Annotated in this window: 14 protein-coding genes and 1 pseudogene; 11 read left to right on the top strand and 4 right to left on the bottom strand. The window is 70.3% G+C overall.

All coding sequences use genetic code 11. From position 1 onward, the window contains the following. The first annotated feature begins 11 nt into the window (after positions 1–11). From G6N64_RS30540 to G6N64_RS26795, 5 genes are all read left to right on the top strand, one after another. Positions 12–1,316: a PGRS repeat-containing protein gene (locus G6N64_RS30540; RefSeq protein ID WP_163800825.1), complete on the top strand. Its 1,305-nt coding sequence runs from the start codon at positions 12–14 to the stop codon at positions 1,314–1,316. Positions 1,317–1,965: 649 nt separating this feature from the next. Continuing rightward, on the top strand, positions 1,966–3,234 hold the full coding sequence (locus G6N64_RS30535; RefSeq protein WP_163800824.1) for a PGRS repeat-containing protein: 1,269 nt from the start codon (positions 1,966–1,968) through the stop codon (positions 3,232–3,234). 427 nt (positions 3,235–3,661) lie between these two features. Next, the gene (locus tag G6N64_RS26805; RefSeq protein WP_163800823.1) at positions 3,662–4,012 is read left to right on the top strand and encodes a hypothetical protein; all 351 of its coding nucleotides are present in this window, start codon (positions 3,662–3,664) and stop codon (positions 4,010–4,012) included. A gap of 54 nt (positions 4,013–4,066) precedes the next feature. Continuing rightward, a complete protein-coding gene (locus tag G6N64_RS26800; protein ID WP_163800822.1) occupies positions 4,067–4,534 on the top strand; it encodes a DUF2231 domain-containing protein in 468 nt (155 codons plus the stop codon). Between the two features lie 89 nt (positions 4,535–4,623). Then, on the top strand, positions 4,624–5,172 hold the full coding sequence (locus tag G6N64_RS26795; RefSeq protein ID WP_163800821.1) for a YceI family protein: 549 nt from the start codon (positions 4,624–4,626) through the stop codon (positions 5,170–5,172). A gap of 80 nt (positions 5,173–5,252) precedes the next feature. Here the strand turns inward: G6N64_RS26795 and G6N64_RS26790 are convergent, their stop codons facing one another. Both G6N64_RS26790 and G6N64_RS26785 read right to left on the bottom strand, forming a co-directional pair. Next, complete coding sequence (locus G6N64_RS26790; RefSeq protein WP_163800820.1) at positions 5,253–7,268, bottom strand: NADPH-dependent 2,4-dienoyl-CoA reductase; 2,016 nt, start codon at positions 7,266–7,268, stop codon at positions 5,253–5,255. Next, on the bottom strand, positions 7,265–7,831 hold the full coding sequence (locus G6N64_RS26785; protein ID WP_163800819.1) for a PadR family transcriptional regulator: 567 nt from the start codon (positions 7,829–7,831) through the stop codon (positions 7,265–7,267). Before G6N64_RS26785 ends, G6N64_RS26790 begins: the two co-directional genes overlap by 4 nt. 263 nt (positions 7,832–8,094) lie before the next feature. On the opposite strand from G6N64_RS26785, the gene fdxA reads away from it, so the two are divergent. Beyond that, on the top strand, positions 8,095–8,418 hold the full coding sequence (gene fdxA / locus G6N64_RS26780; protein ID WP_163800818.1) for a ferredoxin: 324 nt from the start codon (positions 8,095–8,097) through the stop codon (positions 8,416–8,418). 14 nt (positions 8,419–8,432) lie between these two features. Continuing rightward, the gene (gene dapC / locus G6N64_RS26775) at positions 8,433–9,533 is read left to right on the top strand and encodes a succinyldiaminopimelate transaminase (protein ID WP_163800817.1); all 1,101 of its coding nucleotides are present in this window, start codon (positions 8,433–8,435) and stop codon (positions 9,531–9,533) included. Between the two features lie 86 nt (positions 9,534–9,619). On the opposite strand, the gene G6N64_RS26770 is transcribed toward dapC, so the two are convergent. After that, positions 9,620–10,222: a TetR/AcrR family transcriptional regulator gene (locus tag G6N64_RS26770; protein ID WP_163800816.1), complete on the bottom strand. Its 603-nt coding sequence runs from the start codon at positions 10,220–10,222 to the stop codon at positions 9,620–9,622. Between the two features lie 108 nt (positions 10,223–10,330). Here G6N64_RS26770 and G6N64_RS26765 point away from each other — a divergent pair, with 108 nt between their 5' ends. From G6N64_RS26765 to G6N64_RS30755, 3 genes and pseudogenes are all read left to right on the top strand, one after another. Continuing rightward, the gene (locus G6N64_RS26765; RefSeq protein ID WP_163800815.1) at positions 10,331–11,767 is read left to right on the top strand and encodes an APC family permease; all 1,437 of its coding nucleotides are present in this window, start codon (positions 10,331–10,333) and stop codon (positions 11,765–11,767) included. A gap of 3 nt (positions 11,768–11,770) precedes the next feature. After that, positions 11,771–13,462 carry an amidohydrolase gene (locus tag G6N64_RS26760; protein ID WP_163800814.1) on the top strand — a complete coding sequence of 564 codons (1,692 nt, stop codon included), beginning with the start codon at positions 11,771–11,773 and terminating at the stop codon, positions 13,460–13,462. Positions 13,463–13,673: 211 nt separating this feature from the next. Then, positions 13,674–14,279 (top strand): annotated as a pseudogene (locus tag G6N64_RS30755) (PGRS repeat-containing protein); the annotation flags it as partial. Positions 14,280–14,387: 108 nt separating this feature from the next. Here the strand turns inward: G6N64_RS30755 and G6N64_RS30530 are convergent. Next, positions 14,388–17,966, bottom strand: a complete 3,579-nt coding sequence (locus G6N64_RS30530) for an RHS repeat domain-containing protein (RefSeq protein ID WP_163800813.1) — start codon at positions 17,964–17,966, stop codon at positions 14,388–14,390. 30 nt (positions 17,967–17,996) lie between these two features. Here G6N64_RS30530 and G6N64_RS26750 point away from each other — a divergent pair, with 30 nt between their 5' ends. Continuing rightward, positions 17,997–18,617: a hypothetical protein gene (locus G6N64_RS26750; RefSeq protein ID WP_163800812.1), complete on the top strand. Its 621-nt coding sequence runs from the start codon at positions 17,997–17,999 to the stop codon at positions 18,615–18,617. Positions 18,618–18,650: the final 33 nt, after the last annotated feature.

Raw genomic sequence — 18,650 nt, 5'->3', positions numbered from 1 at the left:
AGAGGCGGACGATGGCAGCAACCGCTGTCCTTGGTGGCGCGGGAATGCTTCTCGCCGCTCCGGTTGCCGCTTTACTCGTCGCTCCGGCCGCGCAGGCTGCTCCGGTCGCGCCGGTTCCCGCGCAGTTCGAGATTCCGGGGTTGGACTTCTTCGGTGGCTCCGGGCTGAGTGCCAGTCTGTTCGATCCGATCTTCGACATCGCCGGACTGATCCCCGGACTCAACATCTTCGTCGGCAACGGTGTCGATGGGACGCTGGCGAGTCCCAACGGTGGCAACGCGGGCCTGTTCGCCGGCAACGGTGGCAAGGGGTACACCCCGGTGCTGCTATCCGGGCAGTCGGGCGGCAACGGCGGCAACGGTGGCCTGTTCATCGGTGACGGCGGCAATGGCGGCAACGGCGCCAGCGGCGCGAACGGGGTGAACCCGACAGCGACCACGTCGGCGGCCAACGGAACCAATGCCAACTCGTCGGTTGCACCAGAAGTGCCCGCCACGCCCGGCGCCGACGGGGCCGGTCTGCAGAACGGCGGCGTGGGCGGTGCCGGCGCACCCTTCAGTCAGAACTTCGGACAGGTCGGTGACTTCCCAGGCGCACAAGGCGGTCTCGGCGGAACACTCGGCGGTAACGGCGGCGACGGCGGTGCGGGTGCAGACGGGACCGATGCCCAGTTCGCCTCTGGCGGAGGAACCGGCGGCGATGCGCTGTTCGGCGGCGGCAACGGCGGCGCCGGTGGGCGGGGTGGTGACGACCTTGGCCTCACCTTCAAGGGGTATGGCGCCAACGGTGGCGCTGGCGGTAACGCTGCCGCGGGTGTGAATGGAGTCGCCGGCGGCAACGGTGGTGCCGGCGGTACGGGTGGGTTCCTGTTCGGCACCGGCGGCAGTGGCGGCAGCGGCGGACTTGGTGGCAACGGCGCCGACGGCGGTACCGGTGGCGCCGGCGGCGCGGGCGGCAACAACGACGACCCAGCCTCCCCGGCCGGCAACGGCGGTAATGGCGGCAGGGGTGGGGACGGTGGCAACGGCGCGAACGGTGGCAACGGCGGCGCGGCTGGCGGCGGTGGTTTCATCCCGTTCTTCACCGGCGCCGGAACCGTCGGCGCGGGCGGCAACGGCGGAGCCGCCGGCAATGGCGGCAATGGCGGCGCCCCCGGCGCCGGCGGAACCAACTCTGCTGACGCGACTCAGAACGGAACGCCTGGCACTCCGGGTCAGGCCGGCCAGGCAGGCTCGGTCGGCAAGGGCGGTACCGGCAGCACCCCGGGCACCGACGGCAAGAGTGGCAACGACGGCCAGCCCGGTTTCGGTGCGTAAACATTGACGCCTGACCCGAAAGGGCTGCGACGACAATCATTTCCGGGAGCGTCAGCGATGCTGACGCTCCCGGACTCGTCTGCATTGAATTCGCGTTTGATCGCGCAAGGCATCGGACATCCGGCAACGATCATCACCCGCTCGTCGGGATGCTGGTCGTTGCCTCGATGCGACGCCGAATCGATGCCGCGTCGGCTCCATGATTTGCTGTCAGCTAATTGGCTGTGCCAAATCTTGATGAGATCGCAGATTCCGTGTGTCACGCCAAAGCGGTGATGGGGCACGGACGGGTGCCGGTGGAGTGTGACGAACGCCGGACCTGCTTCCAATGAGGTGAAGGCTATCGGCAACCATGTGCGACATCTTGAACAGGATTTTGTTCACCGTCGCAACAGCCTTGTGGACTGGCTCATCACCATTGGCCGGTGACGACGAGTCGCTGCGTGCGAAACAACCGCGTGTGACGAGAAGGGCCCGTAGTTCACTGCGACGCCGATCCCCGACGACCGAATGAAACGGTTGGTATGTTGCTGGAGCTGTTAGCCCGCACCAAATCACTCCAGGGAGAATCATGTCCAGTGGTCAGAATCGCCGTTGCCTCGCGCGAAAGCCGATGGTGGCTGCGACCGCTGTCCTAGGTGGCGCGGGAATGCTTCTCGCCGCTCCGGTTGCCGCTTTACTTGTGACTCCGGCCGCGCAGGCTGCTCCGGTCGCGCCGGTTCCCGCGCAGTTCGAGATTCCGGGGTTGGACTTCTTCGGTGGGGCCGGGCTGAGTGCCAGTCTGTTCGATCCGATCTTCGACATCGCTGGGCTGATCCCCGGACTCAACATCTTCGTTGGCAACGGTGTCGACGGGACGCTGGCGAGCCCCAACGGTGGCAACGCAGGCTTGTTCGCGGGTAACGGTGGCAAGGGGTACACCCCGGTGCTGCTATCCGGGCAGTCGGGAGGCAACGGCGGCGACGGTGGGCTGTTCATCGGTGACGGCGGCAATGGCGGCAACGGTGCCAGCGGCGCGAACGGAGTGAACCCGACCGCAACCACCTCGGCCGCCAACGGCACCGCTGCCGACTCGTCGCCCATACCTCCCCGGCCGGCCACACCCGGCGCCGACGGAGCCGGCCTGCAGAACGGCGGCGTCGGCGGTGCGGGCGCCGGTTTGACTGACCTGAATCGCCCGATTGGCGACCTCCCCGGCGCACCAGGCGGTCTCGGCGGTCCCCTCGGTGGCAACGGCGGCGACGGCGGCCCGGGCGCAAGCGGGGGACCGGGGATGGGCTTCGCCTCCGCCGGGGGCAATGGTGGCAACGCTCTGTTCGGTGGCGGCAACGGCGGTGCAGGCGGGAAGGGTGGCAGCGACGCCTTCAATCTCGGATACGGCGCTCTCGGCGGATCCGGCGGCAACGGCGCGGCGGGTGTGAATGGAGTCGCCGGCGGCAACGGTGGTGCCGGCGGCACGGGTGGGTTCCTGTTCGGTACCGGCGGCAGCGGTGGCAGCGGCGGAAGTGGCGGCAACGGTGCCGACGGCGGCATCGGTGGCGCCGGCGGTGCGGGCGGCAACAACACCGATGCACGTCGCTTGGCCGGCAACGGCGGCAACGGCGGCAGGGGTGGGGACGGTGGCAATGGCGCCGCCGGTGGCGATGGCGGTGCTGCCGGCTCGGGTGGTTTCATCCCGTTCTTCACCGGCGCGGGGACCGTCGGAACCGGCGGCAACGGCGGAGGCGCCGGCAATGGCGGCAATGGCGGCGCTCCCGGTGCCGGTGGCACCAACTCCGCCGACGCGAGTCAGAACGGCCGGCCTGGCACCCCGGGTCAGGCCGGCCAGGCAGGCTCCGTCGGCAAGGGCGGTACCGGCAGCACCCCGGGCGCCGATGGCAAGGCTGGAAACGACGGCCAACCCGGCTCGGGCGCCTGACCACTGACGCCGGGCTCGAAACGCCTGCGGAAACAATCATTTCCGGGAGCGTCAGCGATGCTGACGCTCCCGGATTCGTCTACAAGTCGCTCGTCGAGTGGCCACTTGCGTGCGTTCTCCGCGCGTGCAGCGCAAGTGAACTGGCCACTCGGTACATCACCGTCCGAGTCGCCCATGTGTCGCGGCACCGACGCGTGCGACGCAGGAATCGACGCCGACGGCAGTTTGCTTGGGCACATGTGAACCAAAGTTCGCTGTTCCTCTGGGCCGAGGGGCTTGACGTGCAAAGCGAATGACGTACGACCGACTCGTCATCACGGATCTGCTGCTCAGGGATGCTTATGGCCCTACGGTTCATCTCGGTCCGTCGGCCAGGGTAGGGTGCCCAAAGGGGCGGCGAAATTTGCCGACAGGTGGGGGGATCGGCGTGTTGCTCGCCAACGAGGTCTTAATGTGCCTAATCGTCGCCGCGACGGCGGGAACCATCGGTATCCGCATCGGCTCGTGGTGGGCCGGGTCTCGGCGCTCCGCATCGGAGCGGATCGACGCTGACATCGCGTTCATCCGGGCAATGCCGGCATCCGACGAAGGCGCACTCGCCGACGAGAGCCTCGCCGTCCAGCTTTGTCGTACGTGGTTGGTGGAGCGCGGGATGTCGCCGGAGGACGCCGAACTCTGCTGCCAGGACTCAACCGACTGCTGGTCGCAACTGCCGCCCCAGGAACGCCAGGCCTGGCGGGCCGTCGCACAGCGCGCAAGGGAATTGGCCCAAGGCTGATCGGCGCCACCGCCGACGCTCTATGTTGAGGTGTCGCCGAGCCCGGGAGCGCCCATGACCACCATCTTCGGCCTGCCTGCTCATGCGCTTCTGGTGCACGGACTCGTCGTCCTCGCGCCCCTGACCGCCGGGCTGCAGATCCTTTGCGCGCTGTGGCCCGCCGCCCGGCGACGATTCGTGTGGCTCGTGCTCGCGTTCTCGGTGGCCATCGTCGTCATGTCGCCGCTCGCCGTGTCGGCGGGGGAGTGGCTCTACGGTCGCGAGGAAGAGCACAGCCCCATCCTCGAGACCCACGAGGAGCGCGGCGAGTGGATGATCTACTTCGCCGTCGGCCTGCTGGTGGTGTCCGTCGTCCTCGCCGTGCAGCACTGGCTGGAGACGCGCAAGCCAAGGAAGCGCACGCTGCTCAACGTGGCGGTGGTGGTCCTCGCAGTGGTGGTGGGCGTGTCGTCGATGGTCGGAGTCGTGCGCATCGGCCATTCCGGCACCGAGGCCAAGTGGGGCGTCATCGCCGACGGCTGAGCGGACCACGGTCCGGAATAGGATCGGACCGCAGTCCGTTTCACTCGGAGAAGTGCCGAACGACGGCACCCACACCCGAGGAGCACGCCATGACCGCAGCCGTAGCCACCGACCTGACCGCAGGTACCTGGGCCATCGATCCCGTTCACTCGTCCGTCTCGTTCTCCGTGCGTCACCTCGTGGTGAGCAAGGTCCGCGGCACGTTCCAGAACTTCTCCGGCGCGATCGTCGTCGCGGAGGACGGCACCCCGTCCGTCACCGCCGAGATCGCCGTCGACTCCGTCTTCACCGGCAACGAGCAGCGCGACGAGCACCTCAAGGCCGCCGACTTCTTCGACGTCGCGAACCACCCCACCGCCACCTTCGCATCCACCGGCGTCCGCGCCGACGGTGACGCCTACGTGCTGACCGGTGACTTCACCCTCAAGGGCGTCACCAAGTCCATCGACCTCACCCTTGATTACAACGGCGTCAACCCCGGAATGGGCCACGGCGCCGTGGCGGGCTTCGAGGCGTCGGTCGTCATCAACCGCAAGGACTTCGGCGTCGACATCGACATGCCGCTGGAGACCGGCGGCGCGGTCGTCGGTGACAAGGTGACCATCACCCTCGAGATCGAGGCGCTCCGCCAGGCCTGACTCGCCTCCGCGAGCGTGCGTAAACTCCGGTTGCGCCTCGGCGTGTTGCCTGCAGACACGCACGCTCGCGGAAGGACGGCCTACAGCGCGGCCGCCAGCTCGACGCCCTGCCGGATCGCCCGCTTGGCGTCGAGTTCGGCGGCCACGGCCGCGCCGCCGATCACGTGCGGCTCGATTCCGTTGCGCCGCAACGCGTCCAAAAGGTCGCGCACCGGCTCCTGACCCGCGCAGACGACGACGTTGTCGACTCTGAGCAGCCGGGGATCGGTGTGCTTCGGGCCGAGGCTGATGTGCAGGCCCGCGTCGTCGATGCGCTCGTAGTTCACACCCGAGAGCTGCTCGACGCCCTTGGCCTTCAGGGACGCGCGGTGTACCCAGCCGGACGTCTTGCCCAGCCCCCGCCCCTGCGTACCCTTGGTGCGCTGCAACAGGTACACCGCGCGCGCGGGCGGCAGCGGAATCGGCGTCACCAACGCCCCGCGCACCTCCTGCGGATCCGCGGCGCCCCACTCGGCCTTCCACTCCTTCAGGTTCAGCGTCGGGGACTCGTCGGTGACCAGGAACTCGCTGACGTCGAATCCGATCCCGCCCGCGCCGATCACCGCGACCCGGTCGCCGACCGGCGCGCCGAGCAGCGTCTCGGCGTAGGACAGCACCATCGGGTGATCAATCCCGGGGATGTCCGGCATGCGCGGCGTCACGCCGGTGGCGAGCACCACGTCGTCGAAGTCCGCGAGGCCCTCGACCGTGGCCCGCGAGCCGAGGCGCACCTCCACGCCGTGCTTGGCCAGCATCGTGGCGTAGTAGCGCATGGTCTCGGCGAACTCCTCCTTGCCGGGAACCCTTCTGGCCAAGTCGAACTGGCCGCCGATCGACGAGCCGGCCTCGAACAGGGTGACCCGATGACCGCGTTCCGCGGCGGTGACGGCCGCCGACAGACCCGCCGGGCCGGCGCCGACGACGGCAACGCTGCGGGTATGGCGGGTAGGACCCAAGACCAGTGTGGTCTCGTGCCCGGCGCGCGGGTTCAGCAGGCATGACACCGTCTGATGCTTGAACGCGTGGTCGAGGCATGCCTGGTTGCAGGCGATGCAGGTGTTGATTTCGTCCGCCGCGTCGGCCGCCGCCTTGCGCACCCAATCCGGGTCCGACAGCAGGGGACGGGCCATCGACACCAGCTGCACCCGACCATCGGCGAGGATCTGATCGGCGGACTGCGGCATGTTGATCCGGTTCGACGCGACCACGGGAATCGAGACGTGTTCGGCGACGGCGTTGCTGACGTCGACGAAGGCACCGTTGGGCACCGACGTCACGATCGTCGGCACCCGCGCCTCGTGCCAGCCGATGCCGGTGTTGATGATGGTCGCACCCGCGGCCTCGACTTCGGTTGCCAGCGCGACGATCTCGTCCCAGCTCTGGCCGTCCTCGACGTAATCGGCCATCGACATCCGGTAGCAGACGATGAAGTCGCGGCCTACCGCCTCGCGCGTGCGGCGGACGATCTCCACCGGCAGCCGACGCCGCTTCTCCGGCGAGCCGCCCCATGCATCGGTGCGCTTGTTGGTCCGCGGCGCCAGGAACTGGTTGAGCAGATAACCTTCGCTGCCCATGATCTCGACGCCGTCGTAACCGGCCTCGCGCGCCAACACGGCGCAGCGCACGAAGTCCGCGATCGTGCCGTCGACGTCGCGCAGCGCCCGCGGCCGAAACGGGTTGATGGGAGCCTTGATCGACGACGCACTGACCGAGAACGGATGGTAGGCATAGCGTCCCGCGTGCAGCACCTGCAGCAGGATCTTGCCGCCCTCGGCGTGGACGGCGTCGGTGACGCCACGGTGCCTGCGCGCCTCGGCCGAGGACACGAGCTGCGCGGCGAACGGCAGCAGCCAACCCGTGCGGTTGGGTGCGTACCCGCCCGTGATGATGAGGCCGACGCCCCCGCGGGCGCGCTCTGCGAAGTAGGCGGCGAGCCGGTCGATGTCGCGGGCACGGTCTTCGAGGCCGGTGTGCATCGACCCCATCACGACCCGGTTGCGCAGCGTCGTGAACCCGAGGTCCAGGGGAGCGAGCAGATGGGGATAGGTGGTACTCACGTGTCGCCTCCGAGCGCCGTCAGGATGTCGTCGAGCCAGTCCACCGAACCCTGCTCGGCCCGGATGCCGCCGCGCAGCACGAGGTGCTGGTGCAGTGCGGCGCCGGAAAGAGAGTTTGGGTCGGGGAACTGGCGCTTCTCGAAGCCCAGGTAGGTCTCGAGCGTCGTCGCACGTTCCAGGCGCAGCGTGACCACCTGATCGCGGACCGCCTCGACGCTCGACTCGTCGCCGAAGCAGAGGCCGCGCAGCTTCACGGCGAGTTCTCGCGTTCTCGAATCGGTGACGGAGCTGCCGCGTCCAGACAGCGGTTCGCCGAGCCAGCGGATCAGTTCGGCGCGGCCGGCCTCGGTGACGTCGTACACCTTCTTGTCCGGGCGTGCGGTCTGCTCGACCACCTCGACCCCGATCCAGCCGTCGGCCGCCATCGTGCGCAGCGTGCGGTAGATCTGCTGGTGGGTGGCTGCCCAGAAGTAGCCGATGGAGCGGTCGAAGCGGCTCGCGAGTTCGTATCCGGAGCCGGCCTGCTCGGCGAGCGACACCAGGATCGCGTGGGGTAGGGCCACGGCCGCAGCGTATGCGGTACCCACGGTCCTATGCAACTGAGTGCACAACCGGCGACACGTCGTGTCCGCGGTTGTCGTGTTTTATCTGCAACGTCTAGTATCAGTAACAGCGCGCCACCCCTCGGGGCGGCGCGCGAAGTTAGGGCACACTGAGACGACCGTCCAGGTATCGGCAACGCATACTTGCTCCGGTTTGGTCTCGGAGTCCCGTGGTAGACACCGAACGAGCCCGACCAGCAGCCCACTGGACAGGAGAGACACCCGTGACGTACACCATCGCCGAACCCTGCGTCGACGTCAAAGACAAGGCATGCATCGAAGAATGCCCGGTCGACTGCATCTACGAGGGTGCTCGCATGCTGTACATCCACCCCGACGAGTGCGTGGACTGCGGCGCCTGCGAGCCGGTCTGCCCGGTCGAGGCCATCTACTACGAGGACGACGTCCCCGACCAGTGGGGCACCTACACCCAGATCAACGCCGACTTCTTCAGCGAACTCGGATCGCCGGGCGGAGCGTCCAAGGTGGGCCAGACGGACAACGACCCGGCTGCCGTCAAGGCGCTGGCACCGCAGGGTGAGGGCTGACGCCCCCGTTCTCGATGCCCCGTCCGCTCTCGTCGGCGCTGCCGGTCTTTCCCTGGGACACCCTCGCTGACGTCACCGCGCAAGCTCGCGCGCACGCGGACGGCATCGTCGACCTGTCGGTCGGCACCCCCGTCGACGACGTCGCACCGCTGATCCGCGACGCGCTGGCCGCAGCCAGCAGCGCACCCGGCTACCCGACGACCGCCGGCACCGCCGCCCTGCGATCCTCGATGGTCGCTGCGCTGGGTCGCCGCTACGGCATCGCGGGTCTGGCCGACGCCGCGGTGCTGCCGGTGATCGGCACCAAGGAGCTGATCGCGTGGCTGCCCACCCTGATGAACCTCGGGGCCGACGACGTCGTGGTCGTCCCGGAATTGGCGTACCCGACCTACGACGTGGGCGCGCGACTCGCGGGCGCGCAGGTGCTGCGGGCGGACTCACTGACCCAGCTCGGTCCGCAGGCGCCGGCGCTCGTCTATCTCAACTCGCCGAGCAACCCCACCGGTGCCGTGCTCGGCGTCGACCACCTGCGCAAGGTCGTCGGCTGGGCCCGCGAACGTGGCGCGCTGGTGGCGTCCGACGAGTGCTACCTCGGCCTCGGGTGGGACGCCCAGCCCGTGTCGGTGCTGCACCCGTCGGTCAGCGATGGCGACCACACCGGTCTGCTTGCGGTGCACTCGTTGTCGAAGACGTCGTCGCTGGCGGGCTACCGCGCGGGCTTCGTCGCGGGTGACCCGGCCGTGGTCGCCGAACTGCTCGCCGTGCGCAAGCACGCCGGGATGATGGTCCCCACCCCGATCCAGGCCGCGATGATCGCCGCCCTCGACGACGACGAGCACGAGGTCGTGCAGCGCGAGCGGTACGCCGCGCGCCGCATCGCGCTGCTGCGGGCGGTGCGCGACGCGGGCTTCACCGTCGACCATTCCGAGGCGGGGCTCTACCTGTGGGCCACCCGCGACGAGCCGTGCCGCGACACCGTCGCCTGGTTCGCCCAGCGTGGCATCCTCGTCGCGCCCGGTGAGTTCTACGGTCCCCGCGGCGGCCGGCACGTGCGGCTCGCCCTGACGGCGACCGACGAACGCATCGCCGCCGCCGTCGCGCGCCTCGCCGCCTGACGGCCTGGGTTTCCTCCGGCGAGCAGACGCGAACTTCCCTGATTCAGGTGCGATGAGGGGAGTTGATGTCTGCTCGCGGGGACGTTTCACCCGCTCGGCGGGCAGCCCAGGTCCGCGGCCACCGCTCGCATGGCCGCCGCCGCGGAATCGACTGTCATAAGGGCGTTTCCGGCCACGATGTGCAGACCGTAGGCATCCTCGAGCGCGACGAACGTCATCGCCAACTGTTCGTCGTCCAGGTTGGGCGTGAACGCGCCGCTGCGCCGACCCTCGGCGAAGATGCCGCGGTAGGTGTCCATCTGGCGCACGTACATCTTCTGCACCAGCTCGTCGTGCAGCGCCGAATTGCCTGCGAGGAAGTCGAACTCGTACAGCAGCCGCATCAGCGCGTCGTCGGGACCGCTGGGCAGTCCGGCTGAGATCGCTTCCGCCAGTTTGCCTCTCGGGTCGTCGGTGGCCGCAACGAGCCGATCCCGTTCGTCGCAGAACCGTTCGACGCCGGCGCTGTGCGCCTCGACCAGCAGGGCGTCCAGGTCGTCGTAGTAGTACAGCACCGTGCCGCGGCTGAGGCCGGCCTGCGCGGCGACGTCGGTGAGCGACAGCGACCGCAATCCGTGCTTGTGTCCCGCGCTGTAGGTGGCCTCGATGAGGGCTTGGCGACGGGCCCCTTGATTGCGTGGGCGAGCCATGCGGTTGACAGTAATCGACGTCACATGTCAGCCTGGGCGTCATTCTTCGACACCAACGTCAAAGAATTCCGGAGTTCAGTCCGGACCCCGACGGACAGGGACGCCGACATGACCGAATCCACCGCGCCGACAGGCGTCACGGACCCACCGCCCGACGCCGCGCCCACCTACGACGGCGTCCTGTCGCGCTCGCTCGGGGTCGGCGGCAACGTCCTGATCACGCTGTCCGGCATCTCTCCGGCGTCGAGCGTGTTCATCCTCGGCGGGGCGGCCCTTGCGGTCTTCGGCACCGGCGTCTTCTGGGGATTCGCCATCGCGGGCGTGATCAGCATCCTGATCGCGTTCTGCTACGCCGAACTCGCCTCGCGACACCCGGTGGCCGGAGGCGACTACTCGCTGGTCAGCCGCACGCTCGGTCCGGCGTGCGGCGTCGCGGTGTTCTTCGTCAGCCTGGTGACCTTGCCCCTGATCGTCGCGATCTTCGCCCTCGGCGTGGCCGACTACCTCGGCGTCGCGATCGGCGGCCTCGACCCGGTGTGGACCGCGCTCGTGGTCGTGGTGCTGGCGACGGGGACGGCGTGCCTGAACATCCGCGCGAACGCGTGGGTCACCGGAGCGTTCCTGTTCGTCGAGATGGCGGCGCTGGGCCTGCTGACCGTGCTCGGCCTCGTCCACCTGGAGCGGCCGATCGGCGATCTCCTGAACCCGCAGGCCATCGACGCTGCGACCGGGGGACTGGCGCCGCTCGGCATCGCCGGGCTGGTCCTCGCCGTCACCCAGGGCATCTTCTCGTTCAACGGCTACGGCGGCGCGGTGTACTTCGCCGAGGAGACCAAGGACGTGCGCCGCAGCATCGCCCGGGCCGTCCTCTGGAGTGCTGGGGTGACCATCGCCGCCGAGATCATCCCGCTCGCCGCGATCATGCTGGGGACGGGTTCGCTGCCCGACCTGTTCAGCGCCGCACTGCCCGTCGAGGCGTTCCTCGAGGAACGAGCCGGTCACGCCGTGACGGTGTTCGTGCTGGTATCCGTGGCGCTGGCCATCATCAACGCCATCATCGCCATCGCGTTGCAGTCCGGCCGCCTGCTGTTCGCGGCCGCGAGGGATCAGGCGCTGCCCGCCGCGCTGGCCACACCGCTGGTGCGAGTCTCGGATTCGACGAAGATGCCGTGGGTGGCGACCATCGTGATGGGCATCCTGGCGCTGCTCGGCTGCCTGGTGCCGCTCGACGTGCTGCTCAACGCCACCGGGTCGACGCTGGCGTTCAGCTATGGGTTCATCGCGCTGGCCGCAATCGTCATGCGTCGCAGGGCGACTGGGTCGGAAAACGGCTACCGGATGCCGTGGTGGCCGCTGCCTCCGGCGCTGGCACTGCTGGCCATCGGCGCAATCTTCGTCATCGGCGTGCTGGATCCCGCACAGTGGCTGAGCCTCGGCATCGCGGTCGGGATCATCGCCACCGGCTTCGCCTACTACTTCGGCTACCTACGCTCGCGGTCGGGAACGCACCTGCTGCTGCTCGACGTCGGCGACGAGGAGGCCTGACCCGTGGACACGCTCATCACCAACGCGCGGGTGCGCACCTTCGACCCCACTACGCCGTGGGCCGACGCGGTGGGCGTCGACGACGGCCGGATCGTCTACGTCGGTTCGTCGGCCGACGCCCCCGATGCGACGCGTCGCATCGATGCCGGCGGCCGGCTCGTCACGCCGGGGATCATCGACAGCCACAACCACCTCCTGCTCGGCTTCGACGAGGACGCGGTGTCACTCGAGGGTGCGCACGACCTCACCGAGGTGCGCCGTCGGATAGCCGAGTTCGCCCAGGCCCGAACCGATCTCGGCTGGATCTGCGCCGAGAACGCGGTCTACTCCGTCGTCGAGGGACGGCGACCCAACGCCGATGACCTCGCCGGGCTGACCGACCGGCCGATCTTCATCACGACGTACGACCAGCACTCGGTCTGGCTGAACCGGGCCGCGCTCGCCGCGCTGCACATCACCGCCGGCGTCGACGTCGCCTGGGGTCGACCTGAACGCGACGAGACGGGGGAGCCCACAGGATGGGTGACCGACTTCTACACCAGTGCCATGACCGAGGCGGGTTTGGCGGCACTGCAGGCCGACATCCCGATGTACTCGCCGGAGCGCCGGTACCGAAAACTTCGTTCCAGCATGCGAATGGCCACGTCGCTCGGCATCACGACCGTCGTCGAACCCCAGGTGCCGCTCGCCGAACTGTCGCTGTTCGAGCGGGCCCTCGACGAAGGAGTGCTCACGTCACGGGTGATCGCGGCGCTGTTCCACCCGGTGGGTGCCGACGGCGACTTCCGTCGGCGACTGCGTGATGCCGTCGACGGCGCGGCGGAGCATCCGATGCTGCAGCTTGGTCCGGTGAAGCTCTACGCCGACGACGTCATCGAGCCGCACACCGCGTGGATGCTCGAGGATTACGCCAACCGGCCCGGTGTGCGTGGCAGGCCCAGCTACCCCGGGCGCGAACTCGTCGGGGTGATCGGCGAATTGGACCGCATGGGCTTTCAGACGCACACCCACGCGACCGGCGACGGCGGCATCCGCCTAGCGCTGGACGCGATCGAGGACGCGGCCTTCGAGAACGGCACCGGCGATCGCCGGCACGGGATCGTCCATGTGGAGTGCCTCCATCCCGACGACCTGCCCCGTTTTCGCGAACTCGGCGTCACCGCGGCGATGCAACCGCGGCACTGCTCACCGGACCTGGTGGCCGGAACCTGGATGGACAACGTCGGCGAGGAGCGGTGGGACTGTGCCTGGCGCTTCCGGAGTCTGCTCGCTTCGGGTGCGACGGTCGCATTTTCGAGCGACTGGCAGGTGGGTGAGATGGACCCGCTCGTCGGGTTGTACTCCGCGGCGACGAGGGCTGGCCTCGACGGATCGGATCCGTGGACGGCGGCCGAGCGCCTGGATCTGGACCGTGCGCTCGAGGCCTACACCGTGCACGGTGCGCGGGCGTGGCACGCCGAACACGACCGCGGCCGGCTCGTGCCGGGCATGGAGGCGGATCTGGTGGTGTGGTCCAGCGATCTCTACGCGCTCGAGCGGACACCGGAGGCCTACTTGGAGCAGCGGGCCGAGTTGACGATGGTGGGCGGAGCGGCGGCGTACTCCACCGGCACGCTCGCCGACGAGGTCGGTGCGGTCACGGCCGTGGACCCGGTGACCGCAGGTACGGCCGAACGGCACGTGCACTGCCACTGACGTTCATCCGGCGAGCAGTCCACTTCATGGCTCCAGCAAGCGTGACAAAAGCACCGGCGTGCCGCGCACATGTGCGTCTGCTCCCGGCGGACCGCTCACGGGATCACCCTTGTCCGCACTGCCTTCATCAGGCGGGTTCTTGCGCGGCCGAGTGCTGCCCGGAAGTTCCCCTCACGAGGTGCCCGAGCCAGGGTTAGCTCAAAACGACGTCATGAATTGGTTACAGCAATTCACGAACAACTGTGTTCATGTTTGCAATCACGCTGTTAGGCTCCGCGCCGGACGAAATGTACGTCTCCGTCAACGAACCTTGGGTGGAATCATGGGTCAGCACCGCGCGCAGAAGAACAGCAAATCACTGGCGATGCGGGCGTGGCTGACCGCCGCCCCCGCGGCCGGCGGTATCGCGGTCGTTGGTGTCGGCATGTTCTCCGCGGGTACCGCGCACGCCGATACTGCGCACTTCCTTCCCGGCACTCCGGCACCTGTCGTGCAAGGGGACTCGCAGCCTTCTTTCGAGATCGACCCCTGGTGGCTGAACGCCATGCGGACCGATGCCAACCAAGCTGCGGGTTTCGGCCGCAGTGTGCTGTCCAGCGCGCCCTCGGGTACAACGTTCCGGCCACTGATTGGCAAAGGTGTGGACGCACCCAGCGATTGCTCTGGAGCCGCGTGCGACGGCGGCGACGGCGGCTGGCTGTTCGGTGACGGCGGCCGCGGAGCCAATGGCGGCCGCGGAGGCAACGCCGGACTGATCGGCAACGGTGGCGCCGGAGGAGACGGAGTCCTGCGGGGCGTTGCGGGCGGCTCGGGTGGAGCGGGCGGAATGTTCGTCGGCAACGGCGGTGACGGAGGCGCTGCCGGCGGAACCGGCCTCAGCGGGGGCACTGGCGGTCGGGGCGGTGCGTTGATCGGTGACGGCGGCTCAGGCGGCAGCGGCAGCAACGGCGCCGCCGGAGCGGCGGGTTCTCTGTCGGGCGAAGCCGGCCATGCCGGTGGCCGAGGTGGCGACGGCGGAACCGGTGGCGCGTCGGGACTGTTCGGCGCCGGAGGTCAAGGTGGCAACGGCGGCAAGGGCGGTAGGGGCGGCAACGGCGTGGCCGGGGCGGCGTCGGGGACCAGTGCCGACGGAAACGGCGTGGCCGGCCAGGCGGGCGGTGCCGGCGGTGCCGGCGGCCAGGGTGGCAACGCCGGAGTTGGCGGAGCAGGCGTCCGGGCCGGGGCGACGGGTGTGAATGGTTCCGGTGGCGATGGTGGCGATGGGGCCGTTGGTGGCCGGGGTGGTGATGGCGCGGTCGGTGGCGCCGGGGTGACCAGTGGCGTGGCGGGGACGTCGGGCACAGCGGGGCTCACCGGTGGTGCCGGCGGTAAGGGTGGCGCGGGGGGTGCTGCGGGTGCGGCCGGTGCCGCAGGTACGACCGTGGGTGGTGGCGGTGCTGCCGGGGTGATCGGCAAGGCGGCCGATGGTGGTGCGGGTGGCAATGGTGGTCGTGGTGGGGACGGCGGGAACGGCACCGCGGGCTCGAGGTCGGGGACCGATGCGGATGGCAACGGGATCGTGGGCCAGGCTGGCGGTTCCGGTGGTGCGGGTGGCCGGGGCGGTAACGCCGGCCTCGGTGGCGCGGCCGGTGGGGTGGGCGCCGTGGCGGGCAACACAGGCGTGAACGGCTCGGGTGGTGACGGTGGCGATGGGGCCATTGGTGGCCGGGGTGGTGACGGCGCAATCGGCACCGGCGGAGTGACCAGTGTGGTGCCGGGAACGTCGGGCACCAGTGGTCTCAAGGGCGGCGATGGTGGTGTGGGTGGCGCCGGGGGCGGCGCGGGTGCGGCCGGTGCCGCAGGTACGACCGTGGGTGGTGGCGGTGCTGCCGGGGTGATCGGCAAGGCGGCTGATGGTGGTGCGGGCGGCAATGGTGGTCGTGGTGGGGACGGCGGGAACGGCACCGCCGGTGCGGCGTCGGGGACCGATGCGGATGGCAACGGGATCGTGGGCCAGGCTGGCGGTTCCGGTGGTGCGGGTGGCCGGGGCGGTAACGCCGGCCTCGGTGGCGCGGCCGGTGGGGTGGGCGCCGTGGCGGGCAACACGGGCGTGAACGGTTCCGGTGGTGACGGTGGCGATGGGGCCATTGGTGGCCGGGGTGGTGATGGCGCGGTCGGTGGCGCCGGGGTGACCAGTGGCGTGGCGGGGACGTCGGGCACAGCGGGGCTCACCGGTGGTGCCGGCGGTAAGGGTGGCGCGGGGGGTGCTGCGGGTGCGGCCGGCGCCGCAGGTACGACCGTGGGTGGTGGCGGTGCTGCCGGGGTGATCGGCAAGGCGGCCGATGGTGGTGCGGGTGGCAATGGTGGTCGTGGTGGGGACGGCGGGAACGGCACCGCGGGCTCGAGGTCGGGGACCGATGCGGATGGCAACGGGATCGTGGGCCAGGCTGGCGGTTCCGGTGGTGCGGGTGGCCGGGGCGGTAACGCCGGCCTCGGTGGCGCGGCCGGTGGGGTGGGCGCCGTGGCGGGCAACACGGGCGTGAACGGCTCGGGTGGTGACGGTGGCGATGGGGCCATTGGTGGCCGGGGTGGTGACGGCGCAATCGGCACCGGCGGAGTGACCAGTGTGGTGCCGGGAACGTCGGGCACCAGTGGTCTCAAGGGCGGCGATGGTGGTGTGGGTGGCGCCGGGGGCGGCGCGGGTGCGGCCGGTGCCGCAGGTACGACCGTGGGTGGTGGCGGTGCTGCCGGGGTGATCGGCAAGGCGGCTGATGGTGGTGCGGGTGGCAATGGTGGTCGTGGTGGGGACGGCGGGAACGGCACCGCGGGCTCGAGGTCGGGGACCGATGCGGATGGCAACGGGATCGTGGGCCAGGCTGGCGGTTCCGGTGGTGCGGGTGGCCGGGGCGGTAACGCCGGCCTCGGTGGCGCGGCCGGTGGGGTGGGCGCCGTGGCGGGCAACACGGGCGTGAACGGCTCGGGTGGTGACGGTGGCGATGGGGCCATTGGTGGCCGGGGTGGTGACGGCGCAATCGGCACCGGCGGAGTGACCAGTGTGGTGCCGGGAACGTCGGGCACCAGTGGTCTCAAGGGCGGCGATGGTGGTGTGGGTGGCGCCGGGGGCGGCGCGGGTGCGGCCGGTGCCGCAGGTACGACCGTGGGTGGTGGCGGTGCTGCCGGGGTGATCGGCAAGGCGGCTGATGGTGGTGCGGGTGGCAATGGTGGTCGTGGTGGGGACGGCGGGAACGGCACCGCCGGTGCGGCGTCGGGGACCGATGCGGATGGCAACGGGATCGTGGGCCAGGCTGGCGGTTCCGGTGGTGCGGGTGGCCGGGGCGGTAACGCCGGCCTCGGTGGCGCGGCCGGTGGGGTGGGCGCCGTGGCGGGCAACACGGGCGTGAACGGTTCCGGTGGTGACGGTGGCGATGGTGCGGTTGGTGGCCGGGGTGGTGACGGCGCAATCGGCACCGGCGGAGTGACCAGTGGCGTGCCGGGAACGTCGGGCACCAGTGGTCTCAAGGGCGGCAATGGTGGTGTGGGTGGCGCCGGGGGCGGCGCGGGTGCGGCCGGTGCCGCAGGTACGACCGTGGGTGGTGGCGGTGCTGCCGGGGTGATCGGCAAGGCGGCTGATGGTGGTGCGGGCGGCGACGGTGGCAGAGGTGGCCAGGGCGGCAATGGCACCGCCGGTGCGGTCGGCGGCGTCGATGCCCAGGGCAACGGCACGACCGGCCTGCTCGGTGGAAACGGCGGCAACGGTGGGAACGGCGGCACGGCCGGCCTCGGTGGTGCTGCCGGGGGCGACGGGGCCGCCATGGGGACCAACGGCATCAACGGGGCAGGCGGTGACGCCGGCTCTGGTGGCGCCGGCGGTCAGGGCGGGAGCGGAACGGGTCTCTCGGCAACCGCGGGAGGTCGAGGGGGTACCGGCGGCTCTGGTGGTGTTGGCGGCAACGGCGGTACCGGCGTGGGCGCCGCCGGCGTTCGCGGCGCGGGCGGCTCCGGCGGTGTTGGCGGTACCGGTGGCACCGGCGGCACGGGAACGACCGGCAACAACGGTTCCGATGCGAGCGGAGCGGGAGCAACCGGCGGCAGCGGCACGGCAGGCGGTACCGGCGGCAAGGCCGGCGATGGCGGCACCGGAGGCGGTGGAGGACAGCCCGGCCACGGGTCCGGGACCCCGGTTGTGGGTGCCAAGGGCGACGGTGGCCGCGGCGGCACCGGTGGGACGGGTGGCACCGGTGGAACGGGCGGTACGGGTGGCGTGGGTACCACGACTGCTACGGGTGGCCGAGGCGGCACCGGTGGCGGGGGCGGGACTGGTGGCCAAGCGGGCGCCGGCGGGTCCGCGGGTACCGTCGGCGCACCTGGGACGGGCTCTGCCGGAGTGTCGGGTATCCAGGGCACGGGTGGCACCGGCGGACGAGGAGGCGTCGGTGGCGACGAAGGTGCCACGAATGGCCCGCGCGGCGGCCAGGGCGGAACCGGTGGCGTCGGTGGATTCAGCGCGGCGGGCACCGGCGGTCAAGGCGGCGCCGGTGGAGATAGCAAAGATAGGTTGTTCAACGGCGGACTGGGCGGCGACGGCGGCGCGGGCGGGGGGAGTGTTTCGGGGACCGGCGGACAGGGCGGGACCGGTGGCACGGGCAATGCGAGCTTCGGTCGCGGCACCGGCGGCCAGGGCGGTGCGGGCGGCTCCAGCATCACCGGTGATGGTGGTGCCGGCGGAACGGGAGGCCTGGGCAATGGCCGGTCAGACGGCAGCACCGGCGGCTCCGGCGGCTCCGGCGGCAACAGTCGCGACGGGAACGGCGGTGCCGGCGGTGCTGGCGGCCTAGGGTACGGCTTGTACAGCGGGAACCTGGGTGGCGCCGGCGGTGCGGGCGGTGCCAGTACCAATGGAAACGGCGGTGCGGGGGGACGCGGCGGGGACGGTCAGAATCAGCTGCAGGGATCGGGCCGCGGCGGCAACGGCGGCAACGGAGGGAGTACGGCAGGCGGCTTTGGCGGCAACGGTGGTCGCGGTGGTGACGGCATCTCGGGAGGGTTGAGTCCCGCCGGCATCGGCGGAAACGGAGGCAACGGAGGCAACGGACCCGACGGCGGCGGTGCGGGCGGCGCAGGCGGCGCAGGCACCTCCCGTGGCGGCAGCAACGGCAGCCCCGGTCAGACCACCTAGTCGCTCTGACTCGCTGCTGCTGCGCCGATCTGG

This window comes from Mycolicibacterium sediminis, assembly GCF_010731735.1.
In the GTDB taxonomy this organism is placed as follows: domain Bacteria; phylum Actinomycetota; class Actinomycetes; order Mycobacteriales; family Mycobacteriaceae; genus Mycobacterium; species Mycobacterium sediminis.
Note: the sequence above shows the minus strand (reverse complement) of the source record. Positions and strands in the feature narration are given on the sequence as shown.